This is a genomic window from Mucilaginibacter paludis DSM 18603, assembly GCF_000166195.2.
In the GTDB taxonomy this organism is placed as follows: Bacteria; Bacteroidota; Bacteroidia; order Sphingobacteriales; family Sphingobacteriaceae; genus Mucilaginibacter; species Mucilaginibacter paludis.
Window position 1 is genome coordinate 4,147,567 of the sequence record NZ_CM001403.1, and the last position, 12,211, is coordinate 4,159,777.

Below are 12,211 nucleotides of genomic sequence, written 5' to 3' on the forward strand. Positions count from 1 at the left end.
ACCTTTGAGAGTGATTGCCACTAAGGGCTGCGTTGTAGTTTTTTCTTCATTTTTTTAAGGTTTTAAATTGTTAGTTTAATATATCAATGGGTTTTGTTTAAGGGGTAATAATTATAGTTCTGCCCTGTATTTTATAATGGATTTTTTTAAAGCTTAAAATGTCAAGGATTTGTGATGCTTTAACATTGCGGGAAATCCCTCCCGAAAATTCCCTTGGCGGGATATTGCCTTCAAATTTCACATCTACATCATACCAGCGGCTCAGCTGGCGCATAACTTCGTTGAGATTGGCATCCTGAAAGTAGAATAATCCGTTTTTCCAGGCTATAACCTGTTCGGTATTAGCTTTAACAATGTCAAACTGGTTAGCTTTTAACCGGGCTTGTTCTCCCGGCTTAATAATTTTGCTGTTCCCTTTATAAACTACTTTTATACTGCCCTCCAAAAGGGTAGTGCTCAGTACGCTTTCATCTTCATATGAGTTGATGTTGAAGTGTGTGCCTAAAACCTCTGCAGTTTGATCTTTTGAAACCACGCGGAACGGCCTGCCTGCATCGTGTGCAACTTCAAAGTAAGCCTCGCCATTAAGCTCAACCTTGCGCTCGTTACCTTTAAATGCTACCGGGAATTTCAAGGTGGTAGCAGCGTTGAGCCAAACCTTGGTACCGTCAGAAAGGGTAAACTGGTATTGGCCGCCACGCGGGGTGGTAGCTACATTAAATAATTGATCGTCGTTTTGCTCACCGGCTAATTTGTGAGCGTATGAAACACTGCCATCTGCCGTTTTATTGATAGCCACACCTGCATCGCTGGCCACCCGTCCGTTTTTAGCGCCAGTAAGTACAACCTGGCTGCCATTTGACAAGGTTAGCGTAACTTTGTTAGCCCCCGGGAGCAGATCAGCAGCAATCGTTTTCCTGGGAGGTAAGTCCAGGGGTTTACGTTTAATGAACAGGTATATACCTAACGACATAACAAAGATTACCGATGCTGCCGCTGCCATACGCCGCCAGAGATTGGTGTTTCCTAACCTGCCCTTCCGGGTATGCTCAAGCAGATTGCCCATGCTTTCCTGTTGATACTGCAGAAAGGTCTCATCAGCAATAGGGGGAGCTTGGTTGTTTGCACGGAAGGATAGATACCATGTTTCGATAATGGCCCTTTCCTCATCGGAAACATTACCTGTATGGTATCTTTCAATCAGATCTTCGGCGTCCTTTTTATTCATAACACAATCAAATTTGCTATTGATTGTGTTAAAGACAAATAAAAAGCCGTTATAGAGTAGATGGAATTATAAAAAAGTGATAAAAAAATAAGATTTGAGTTTGACTTTTAGAATTTTGAGAGAATTTTGTACCTGTTTTCGCACAGTTAAAACGCTAATGCCGAGCTTATCGGCAATTTCCTGGTGCGAAAGATTTGATTTTCGGCTCATTTCAAATACCATACGCATTTGTGATGGTAATTTTGCTATTTCTGCTTCAATCAATGCAGAAAGCTGTTTTATGCGAATGTTTTCGTCTGGTTCGGAAGAGTTGTTGTTTATGAATGATTGCAGGGAATCAAAATAGTTATATTTTAGTTTATTACGCCTGTATACATTAAGGATGCGGTTGCGTACGGCAGTATAAAGATATGCAGGCAAGCTTGTTTCAAATTGATTTGTCTCCCTGTTATCCCATAGATACGAAAAAAGTTCCTGTAAAATATCTTGTATTTCTTCACTATCCCCTAAACGTTGTAATGCGTGCCGGTAAAGTAAGCCATAATAACGGGTATGGATTTCTGTAAAGGCTGCAACATCTCCTTGTCTGAGTTTTAGAATTAATTCAACGTCAGTAAAGGATCTATATTGGCTCATAAATAAGGATATAAGATCTACAAAGTCTCAATGTTAAGGAATTATTTGGTAAACGGATTAAAGCTTAACGTACCGATTGGCTTAAAATTCCATTTGCATGCACAAAAAGACAAAAAATGTAACAGATAGTTTACATTTTGAAGATTTTCAAGGAACTCAATATTTTCAAGTTCAATTTGAAGAAACGGTTTATGGAATTTGATCACTCTTGTAATAGGGTTAAAGATGTTCCGGTGGAATTACAAATCTCCTATGTGTTGTAGAACAGTTGGTTAAGGTTAACGTAAACGCTTTGTTGTATTATAAAAGCTATATACAATTGATCGCCTAATTATCTCATTTTAAAATATAACTTTAACACTTAGAGGAGGCTGACTGACAGGAATACGCTATGGTATTGAAGTCGCTTTGATTGATGGCTTATAAATTGATATTTTAACGCCAAATTGTATATTTATCCTGTTTACAGTAATTTCAATAATTTTTTCGCCTATTAGCCATTTGTATGCGGTGAAGTTTTCTCCTTCCGTCCATGACGATAACGGATGCGAGTTATCCGGCTCTCCGTACTTTAATTGAATAGCCTGGTAGGCATTATTAAGTATTTCGGGAATTGATTGATCATGACCGTCATATTTTAAGCCTTCATCGGCAAACTCCAAATCATAGAGTTGATTCCCGACTTTAACAGGTTTGAACAAATCAGGCAAGAATTAGTTTGAGATTGGCTCATCAAAACACCCGGCCCTTTAAACAGTAATGCCAGCAGGCTAAGATTTGATCAGCGTTGAATTAGCCTGATGTGAGTCCCTGCCAATTATTTTTGCTTTTCATATCCATAACGCGGCTAACGCAGCAATTAATGCCGTAGTCATGATCACCCCGCCTAATTTCAAAAAGGTCCAGGCGCTCACCTCCTGATCTTCCCGCCGTAAAGCAACCAGCCACAGAATTGTAGCCAGGGAGCCGGTTATAGAAAGATTTGGTCCAAGGTCTATGCCGATGAGAACAGCGCTTTTAACCATTTCCGGCGTGTGGCCGCTTTGTAAAATATTTCCGGCTATCAAGCCTGCAGGCAGGTTGTTCATTAAGTTACAAGTAACCGCTACTGCAGCGCCACTGAGCCAGGCTGCGCCAGATACCGAGTGCGAGATGCTATAATTTAATGCTGAAGTCAAACTTTGGATCATGCCGGTTTTGTTGAGCGCTTCAACAATCACAAACAGCCCGGCTACCAGCGGAAGTACTGCCCATGATATACCTTTAATAATGATCAACGGACTTTTTTTAGCTTTTAAAAGGACAATTACTGTCGTGATTATACCTGTGATGGCCGTAGGCAAGCCCAGTTGAATATCCATTGCCGAAGAGATGAGCAGGATGATTGCTGTTGCTCCGATACCGATGAAGGCCGTTTTACCTTCCTGGCTCAGCCGGGGCAAATCGATATCTGTTTTAATTTTTTCTTTAAAACAATTGCGCTGGGTAAAGCGCAGCATCAAATAGGTTACCACTATGGCACAAACAGATGGTATAAAATACAGGCTCAGCCAATGCATTAAAGCAGGCATGTGGCTGCCGTAGATAACCAGGTTGGCCGGGTTTGATATCGGCAACATGAAAGATGCCGCGTTGGCTATAAATGCACAGATCAGTAAATAGGGTAAGGGCTTTTTTACCTCTGCTGCTTTTACCGCAGCTGCTACTGCAGGCGTTAATACAACGGCTGTAGCATCATTTGAAAGAAAAGTAGTAACCACCACGCCAACCAGGTAAATGAGCAAAAATAGCCGGTTAGATGAACCTTTGGCCATCAGGGTAGCGTGGGCTGCCAGCCAATCAAATAACTTTTCTTCCCTTGCTGTTTCGGCCAGCAGCATCATGCCGGTTAGAAAAAGGTATACGTCTAAGCCCTTTGATACTCCGGAGAGCGCATCGCCGGGCTTAATAACTTGAAATAAGAGCAGCAAAGCGGCGCCCGCAACCGCGTAAACGGCCTCGGTTATTTTAAACGGGCGGATGATAACCCCAGCAATAGCCAGGAAGGAAATAATCCAGATAAGGGTGTTATTCATGTATTTTCTGTTGTCAGGAAGGTTTTCCGTTTCTGTTTGGACCAAGCTGGGTGCCGAACACGCCGTTTTCGGTCCAGGCACCTATGGTGTCTACGTCGCTACCGTCTTTAACACGTTCGGGTAGTTTATACTGTGTCGTTGCCGGATGTATCGTCCATTGTCCGGGGCGCCCCGTTTGGTCGGTGGCCTTTACGGTCACACTATTAAGAGGCTGGTTTGCAGCGTCAATCTCTGCTGACCAGGTCTTCTGCGAATTGTTGAAAATCATTTCGGTCCATTCATCCTGGGCATCCTGGAATTCAGCCCGCTCGATTTGCTTCGACCCGAAAACCGTTGCTGATACCCTATATTTCCCGCTGACAAACTGATTGGGGTTGTTGATTAAACGATAGTCAGCCGGAGCAGTGATCAGCACAAAGGGGAACGGATCGGCCAGGTGTTTAAATCGCCAGCTTACAATTCCCTGGTTTATGCTGATAATGCTGTAGCCTACCGGCCCTTCCTCAATCTGGCCGGTAGACCGGGTGGCAGTAAATACGGTCTGGCCGTTATTTGTAATCTCATTATAATGGGTATGTCCCATATCTACCAAAACAACTCTGTATGTTTCGAGCAGCCTGTTAAGCTTCACTTGTTCATCCTTATCTTTAAGATCTGACGGGAAGGTATGCATAAAAAGCAAGATTTCTTCATCTTGATTTTTAGAGTCATCCAGTTCTTTTTGCAACCACGCAAACTGCTGGTTGCCGATCCTGAAATCTGGCCCGCCGCTACCGCTGCCGCATACATCAATAAACAAGCATCGTTTTCCTTTAATCGCAACGGATAGTGGCAGTTGGCGCGCTACAGGCATCTGGTAAAAATAATCAAGGCCACCCTGCTCCATGTCGTGGTCGCCGGCAAGCAGGTAAACCGGGATGCTCAGCATTTTTAAAGCAGTTGCCACAAGCTTATACTGTTCCGGCAGGCCGTTATCGGCATTGTCGCCTGGTAACAGCACGAAGTCGAGCTGGTTGCTTAACTCAGTCTCGATCTGGGCCACAATGGAGAGCAGATCAATATAATTTTGCTCCCTGGCTTTAGTGATGTGTAAATCGCCGATGTGGGCGAAGATGAGTGGAGCTGAAGACATTATTTAACCCTTTTTGTGGAATACTCTTTTCCATCAACCTTAATGCTTTAGATATGATATACCTCATCCTGGTTTTTATTGATGAAACCTTGGTCGGCCCTTTTTAACGCTATGATTTCAAGCTGAGCCCCCTCACTGATAACATCACCTATCTTCTCGTTTTCTTTGTGGACATGGATAAGCTTTTTGCCCGACCTGATGCCAGTCAGTTCGCCCTTTTTACCTTTTATAAGTTCAAAATGATCGAAATAAAGATTTTCTGGAACGGTATCGCCGGAAGCTTTTTGAGGTTTAATATCATCGATCACCAAGTTTATGCCATCTGTTTTGCTTAAAGTCAGCAATCTTAGTTTGGTTTTTTTATTGCCCTTAGGATCATGCCCTGGTGTTTCCTCTTGATAACTAAGCGACACGGATTCGCCAGTGGTAAATTCTTGCATAATTGCACCAGCCGTATGCGGAGGAAATTTAATTGCCAGAATTTGACCTGAATTTTCAACTTCAAGTGCATCAATATCTCCATGCTTATTTGCTTTGAAGCCCATTACGCTACCGCTCAGGGCTATTTGTTCTTTTGCTAATGTTTCCATATTTAACTATTTATTGATCGTTTAACTTAATTGACTTCTCCGTTGTTCTTTAAGTTGGTCCATATGAAGAAAAATTAATACCCAAGCAGCTTTTAGCAAGCTTCTTTTAACATTTTTGAGAACACCAACCAAAGTAAAACAGAACCAATGGCGAAGGCGCCCAGCACCATAAAGGTTGTGCTATAACCGATACTTTGTGCAATCCAGCCACCGATAGCCGGACTTAATGCGGCGCCTAAACCCTGTACCGTCATTACTGCTCCCTGCCCGATATTCACCCTTCCTGTTCCGTTTAATATATGAGCAACCAGACCCGGCACAGCAACGCTTTGTAAACCGGCTCCTATACCGTCTAATATTTGAACAGGGTATAAACCTGTATGGCTGATCATGTGAGCCGCTATGAAGCCCCGTACCGGAAGCGAAAGAAATGAAATCAATAACACCAGCCAATAGCCCTTGCTTTCTGCCATACGCATCGCCAGTAATGAAGTAGCTATCATTACCACTTGTGCAATTACAATAGTCATCGCCACAAAAACGGAAGCATTACCCTGATGGTTTGCAGCAGCGGCAATTCCATATAAGGGTAGCATGGCTCCGTTACCGAGATGAAAAAAAGCCAGCGCACCCGCAAGGATCAAAAGTGGCTTACATTGCAATAAAACTTTTAAGCCATTGGCTTTGGCATCATCTCCATCATCTTTCATTCCCCTGGCCGCCCTGTCGTCTATAGCTTTGCCCGGTATCAACAGGGTACATATAATGGCTAAAACGCCAAATAATCCGGAAAGGATGAATATTGCGGTCATTCCAAATTTATATCCGAGATATCCGGACAAGGCAGCACCAACAACGTTGCCAGCATGGTTGTAAGCCTGATTATAGCCATTTTGCCGGTTAAACCCTTTTTGTTTGACAATGCCTAACGTGATGCCAATGATAGCAGGCCCGATGGCAGAGCCAGCAATTGCCGTGGCTACCTGCGAGATACTGACCAGCCAGAAATCCTGAGTGATCAATATAATGCAGGAGGCAATGATGGTGAAGATGGCAGAAATAACTACGTAGAACCGTTTGCGTTTAGTAGCGTCAATAAGTGCCCCGGCCGGGATAGTCATGATCATGCCGGCTACGCCGCCGATGGTCATAACAGAACCGATCATTCCGCTTTTCCAGCCGTGGGCCAGTAAGAAAATACCAAGGAAAGGCCCCACGCCCGCCTGTAGGTCTGCCATAAAGAAATTGACAGATTGTAAGGGCCAGATGACCCTTTTATCTACCGTAACGTTGTTTTGTTTATCGCTCATATTGAATTTCCAACATCAGTCATTCAGACTTTGTTTAAGAAGCAATAATTGGTGTTTGTATTTAAGTAATTGATATTGCGATAGATATGGTAAAATTCAGAAAATTAATTTTTCTTCATATTGACGGGCAAAACGATTTGTTGATTGCCGATAAGGTTTTATTCAAAACTGTTAAAGCTTTGGTAAAGTAAGTACAGCAGTAAATTGATAACCGACGCTTGAAATTTCGAGTTCCCCTTCATGTAATTCAATAATTTCCTTACATAACCATAAACCTAACCCTGCGCCGTTCTGGCGCAAATCCTGGCGGTAAAAGGCGGTTGGCAGCTTCGTTGTGGGAATGTTTTCCTCTGAGATGGTGTTGGCAATGCTCAACTGCATAAAACGTTTATCAGCAGTTTCCTGGATATGGCAGTTGATCAGCTTTCCTTCGGGGCTATATTTAATAGCGTTTTCGGTTAGATTCAGTAGGATGATGAACAGCTTGTCAAGGTCTGCATTGATCATAAAGCTTTCCGTTTCCTGGTCAAAATCTATATTTGCTTTCAGCTTTTTAGGAGTTAACAACGGTGATATCCGGTTAAAGAGCTTTAAAATAACAGAAGACAGATCGACAGGCTCTTTATAAAGTGATATGCCGCCGCTCTTCAGCTGGCTTACCAGCAGAAACTCCTGCACTACCTGTTGAAGCCGGTTGATCTCGTTGAGTTGGCTTTTTAACAGTGCTGTAAAGTGATGGTCGGCATTAGCTTTCATCAGTTCCACCTCAATTTCCGCCCTCATGATGGCCAGCGGCGTCTTCAATTCGTGCGATGCGGATGCAAAAAAGTTTTGTTGTTGCTGTAGTGATTCGTCTATACGCACCAGCATACTATTAATGGTTTCGGTTAATTCTTGTAGTTCATCATTGGTGTTTTTAACAGGAATAACATCGCGAAGCTGATTGGTATTAATCACCCTTGCCGCATTGATGATACGTTGAACAGGTTGTAATAGGTAGAACGCAACAACATAGGCAATTAGCCCGGCCAAACAAACGCTGATCAGGCTACAGGCAAAAAGTAAAAAAAGTAAATAGCGCAGGTTGTCCTCCAGATGCTTCCCACTTTTTACTAATATCAGTTCTGCCGGGTTTTCCTCATTATTGTTAACAACATAGGCAACCCGCATGCCTAACGTATCAGTTACGCCCGTTTTTAAAGGGGTTTTGATTTTTTTTATAATTCCAGGCGACTCAAAAACAGTGATGATTTTGCTGCCCGAATGGTAGAAAACCCTGATATCAGTATTGTTATCGGGCAATGGAATGATGACCGGCGAAATCTCGATCTTGCTCAACAATGCATTTGCCCGGGCAAGCAAGCCCGCATCATTATCGGCAATCATCAAGCTTCTGATCTGCCGGTAACAATATAGATTGAACGAAAAACTCAGCAAAATAAAGATCAGGCTAAATGCTATCGTGATTTTTAATTTAATGCCGAAGTTTTTTCTGTACATATGCTGGTGTTATCCTTTTGTAACTTCTCCTTTTAATACATATCCCCGGCCAATTACGGTATGTATCAATTCCACAGCGAAACCACGATCCATTTTTTTTCTCAACTGGTATAAATGAACTTCAACAACATTGCTGCCCGGATCGAAGTTGATATCCCAGACTTTTTCCAATATTTGCGATTTGGTAACCACCTTATTGGGGTTTGACAGCAAATATTCCAACAAAGCAAACTCACGATTGCTTAATATGATGTTTACATTATTACGGGATACTTCCCTGCTGAGCAGGTCAACTTTTAAGTCTTCTACTTGTAATTTGAGGCTTCCCTGGGCTAAACTTCGGCGCAGTACAGCGCGTACCCTTGCCAATAATTCTTCAAGGTCAAAGGGCTTTTTAAGATAATCGATTGCGCCGAGGTCAAGTCCTTTTATAACATTTTCGGTGTCGTTAAGTGCGCTTAGAATGATAACAGGAGTTTCATTATTAAAACTTCGCAAGGCCTTAATTACCTCAAAGCCATTCATAGATGGCAGCATCAGGTCGAGTAAGAGGAGATCGTAATCATTTACCATTGCAGCTTCCATGCCCTTGGTTCCATCATCCAAATGATCACAGTTATGACCTGCCTGGTTGAGGGCGTCGGCAATAAAGCCCGCTAATTTCGCTTCGTCTTCAACCAATAATATTTTCATCTTACTAAAAAAGTTTTGTTATCAATAGTAACACTAACAACGATATACACCTTGTCGTGACGGACGTTTACGAAACCAAGGTCATCGTCTCGCCGTACTGCCATTAAGCCAAACGTATGGCTATCTTTAATCAGGGGTGCAATATTATCAACCAAGCCGGGCTTGAAATGAAACAGCAGCGAATCCTTTCGTAAGGCAACAATGCCCCCGTATTCATCTGTGATCAGGAGCGGGTTATCTATCCTGAAATTCCTGGTGATGTGGCTTGGAACGTCGGGGGGCGGTGGAAGGTCTTCCATAACCTTACTGTCGCCGGTCCGGTTATTTTTAATGCTGATCAACTGGTATCCTACAACCTCATCATTTGGATGCAGAATATAATCAACCGTAACATCTTGCCCTAACCCGCCGATGCTCATCACTGCTTTGGCCGTATGCGGGCGAAAATCAATGCTGATTGTGCCTGCATGCTTTGTTTTAAGCTGTATGGCATTGATATCCAAATGAGGATTATACCGGTAAGCGGTAATGACGCCACTATCTGTTCGTTGTTTTTGCGGGCCATCCATTCCCGGGCCTTGCGGCGGTGGTGGCGCAGGCGTTCGCCAGGCAGGAAGAGGTGGAACCGGCGGTTTAACCCAAAGCCAGATGATCACCAGCAGTAGCAGTATGATTACCGCAATTAGTGTGCGGGTTTGTTTTGCAGCCCGCTCCTGATCATTGGAGCAATTGTGTGAACCATTTTCCTGCGTTGCCAATCTTTTATTTTAAGCTTTATTAGATAACGTCAATTTAATAAAGTAGTTGAACAAAAAAGATTTTAAATGCGAAATATATCCCGGTTAGAAAATCCTTCCGGGATATATGGATTTATCTGATCAGGTAGGTTTGGCCTTTTAACGTGATGGTTTGCGGATGAATAAGTAATGGTGCATTTGATGCCAGCACCACACCAGCAGGCGGCGTGTCTTTGAATCCCGAAACCTCTAATTGGTCACCTTTCTTTAACAACGATTGCAATTGTACCGTTGCTGGTGGCGGAAGATCTACCATCACCTTGTTATCGAGGTTCAAACCGTTAACCATGCCCTGCGGGTCACGCCTGAAGTCGCTGATATTTCCCGAATAAGTTTTTGCTTCAGTAATAATAGGCTGTGCCGGTGGAACCGGCGGCATATCGTTAATCTGCACACCAGCGGCGGTGGCGGTTACCAACTGAAAAGTGCTAACACCATCAGGCCCGGTAGCGGTAAAGCCCTTCACGGTTATTGTTGCTCCTTTTTTTGCAGCGTTCATCAGTTGCTGACCAAGATGCTCGGGAAACATAACAGTAGTTGTGTTGCTACTTGCCTGGAGTGTAAAAGCATTGTATGCATAACGGTCGTTTGTAAGGTAGCCGGCAATTTTTCCGCTAATGGTAGTCAGGCTTTGCAATTGTTGCTGCGGTAATGGCTGTGGTCCGGCGGCGTTTGGTAACAAAGGTCCGTTAGCCAGCGGCGGGGGCGTTGCCACACCTGGAGGGCCTATGGGTGCCGGGGGAATGTTAACTGCCGGAGGTACTTGTGCGGAAACATAAGCGCAGCTACCTATCAGTAAAGCTGCGGCTGCTAATTTTTTAATTTGCGTTTTCATTTTTGCTCCTATTTTAAATTTTGAATTACTAATGATTTAATGATTCAAAACTACCCTGACGAACTGAAGCGGGTATGAAATGGAAATTAATTTTGCTTCATATATGTAGTTGTTCCTGGTTAAAAAAAATGAATTATTTAGCAATAATGATTTAACACCTATCCAACTGAAATGAAAAGGACCGGAATGTATGGGAAATATTTTGCAGTAAATTCTTTATGATGGGGTTGTTGTTTACGAATAATTACAAGTGCTTGGCCAACCTAACACTATAGTTAATGGGTTTGCATTGCAACAGCAATATAGCATTATCGGTATGAACATAAATGGATTAAAGCATCCTGATGGTAAACAATTATAGCATTTAGCATTTGAACTATATGTTTCGCGAAAATCCATTTTAAGGACGGGAAATTTAATAAATTTGATGCAAAGCCAAGGTTAGTTTAGCATGCGAATTTATCTGAACCAGGAGCATTTACTTAACGAGATTGAATATCCGCGGCGATACCGGTCAGAAAATTTGACTAAAACTGCTGCTGTTATTTGGGGCGCTGTTTTGCTGTTTCTTTTGTTGTTTAAACCATTTGGTGTTTATGAGCCGGAGCAAAAGATGAATTATTTTTTAATTTGTTGTTTTCACGCCTCGTCGCCCGCAATCATCACCTATGCATACTTTGGAACTCTTAACTATTTAAAAGAAAAAAGGAAGCTGTTTAGAAAATGGACTTTGCTTCGCGAGTATGGGCATATAGGCTTTGTGCTGCTTTTAACGGGTACATCCAGCTTTTTAATGCGCGATTTGATTTACCGGAACGAGGATAATTGGTCGGTACGCTACTTGTGGGAAGAGATAAGAAACTGCTTTGTAGCGGGCACTTTGTTTTATGTGCTTTTGAGGCTGGGCGATTTTTATTTTCAATCCCAAAAAGGCTCGCCATTTGTTGTTCAATTTATCCCGTTGGATAGTGAGCCGGTGAAAGAGGATCAACCGCAAAAGCTCTTCATCAAAACACAAGTTAAGCAAGATGATTTTAGCTTGTATTTAAAAGATCTGCTTTTTGTGAAAGCAGATGGCAACTATATCGAATTGACAACCTGTAAAGACGGACTTGTCAATAACGAGCTCAAACGAATTTCGCTAACACAATTTGAAGCACAGCTTGCTGCATACCCGTATTTCTTGCGGTGCCACAGGGCGTATTTGGTGAACATGCGGCATGTTGAAAAAGTATCGGGTAACTCACAGGGATACCTGCTTACTTTGGGTACTGCCGAAGCAAAGGTGCCCGTTTCGAGAACTCAGTTGGATATTTTCAATACGCGTTATCAACAACTTAAGCAGGTGTATAGTATTTAATTGTTGCTCATCACAAAGGTTTGTTGCTGGTAACATCCCCTTAGGGCAGGTGTTT

Annotated in this window: 12 protein-coding genes; 1 reads left to right on the forward strand and 11 read right to left on the reverse strand. The window is 42.7% G+C overall.

Annotated elements, in window-relative coordinates:
• Nucleotides 1–97 precede the first annotated feature (97 nt).
• From MUCPA_RS17600 to MUCPA_RS36210, 11 genes are all read right to left on the reverse strand, one after another.
• A complete protein-coding gene (locus MUCPA_RS17600) occupies nucleotides 98–1,228 on the reverse strand; it encodes a FecR family protein (RefSeq protein WP_008508211.1) in 1,131 nt (376 codons plus the stop codon).
• 66 nt (nucleotides 1,229–1,294) lie between these two features.
• Nucleotides 1,295–1,864, reverse strand: coding sequence for an RNA polymerase sigma factor (locus MUCPA_RS17605; protein ID WP_008508212.1), 570 nt, complete (start codon nucleotides 1,862–1,864; stop codon nucleotides 1,295–1,297).
• A 389-nt stretch (nucleotides 1,865–2,253) separates the two neighbouring features.
• Nucleotides 2,254–2,565: a hypothetical protein gene (locus tag MUCPA_RS17610; RefSeq protein WP_008508213.1), complete on the reverse strand. Its 312-nt coding sequence runs from the start codon at nucleotides 2,563–2,565 to the stop codon at nucleotides 2,254–2,256.
• 129 nt (nucleotides 2,566–2,694) lie between these two features.
• Nucleotides 2,695–3,939, reverse strand: a complete 1,245-nt coding sequence (locus MUCPA_RS17615; protein ID WP_008508214.1) for an arsenic transporter — start codon at nucleotides 3,937–3,939, stop codon at nucleotides 2,695–2,697.
• Between the two features lie 13 nt (nucleotides 3,940–3,952).
• Nucleotides 3,953–5,071, reverse strand: a complete 1,119-nt coding sequence (locus MUCPA_RS17620; protein WP_008508215.1) for a metallophosphoesterase family protein — start codon at nucleotides 5,069–5,071, stop codon at nucleotides 3,953–3,955.
• Between the two features lie 47 nt (nucleotides 5,072–5,118).
• Nucleotides 5,119–5,661 carry a hypothetical protein gene (locus MUCPA_RS17625; RefSeq protein WP_008508216.1) on the reverse strand — a complete coding sequence of 181 codons (543 nt, stop codon included), beginning with the start codon at nucleotides 5,659–5,661 and terminating at the stop codon, nucleotides 5,119–5,121.
• 92 nt (nucleotides 5,662–5,753) lie between these two features.
• The gene (locus MUCPA_RS17630) at nucleotides 5,754–6,971 is read right to left on the reverse strand and encodes an MFS transporter (RefSeq protein WP_008508217.1); all 1,218 of its coding nucleotides are present in this window, start codon (nucleotides 6,969–6,971) and stop codon (nucleotides 5,754–5,756) included.
• A 171-nt stretch (nucleotides 6,972–7,142) separates the two neighbouring features.
• Entirely contained in the window at nucleotides 7,143–8,471 is a 1,329-nt protein-coding gene (locus MUCPA_RS17635; RefSeq protein WP_008508218.1) for a sensor histidine kinase, read from the reverse strand.
• Nucleotides 8,472–8,480: 9 nt separating this feature from the next.
• The gene (locus MUCPA_RS17640; RefSeq protein ID WP_008508220.1) at nucleotides 8,481–9,164 is read right to left on the reverse strand and encodes a response regulator transcription factor; all 684 of its coding nucleotides are present in this window, start codon (nucleotides 9,162–9,164) and stop codon (nucleotides 8,481–8,483) included.
• Nucleotides 9,161–9,922, reverse strand: coding sequence for a hypothetical protein (locus MUCPA_RS17645; protein ID WP_008508221.1), 762 nt, complete (start codon nucleotides 9,920–9,922; stop codon nucleotides 9,161–9,163). Before MUCPA_RS17645 ends, MUCPA_RS17640 begins: the two co-directional genes overlap by 4 nt.
• A gap of 112 nt (nucleotides 9,923–10,034) precedes the next feature.
• Complete coding sequence (locus MUCPA_RS36210) at nucleotides 10,035–10,796, reverse strand: hypothetical protein (protein WP_008508222.1); 762 nt, start codon at nucleotides 10,794–10,796, stop codon at nucleotides 10,035–10,037.
• Nucleotides 10,797–11,247: 451 nt separating this feature from the next.
• Here MUCPA_RS36210 and MUCPA_RS17655 point away from each other — a divergent pair, with 451 nt between their 5' ends.
• Entirely contained in the window at nucleotides 11,248–12,156 is a 909-nt protein-coding gene (locus tag MUCPA_RS17655) for a LytR/AlgR family response regulator transcription factor (protein ID WP_008508223.1), read from the forward strand.
• Nucleotides 12,157–12,211 lie beyond the last annotated feature (55 nt).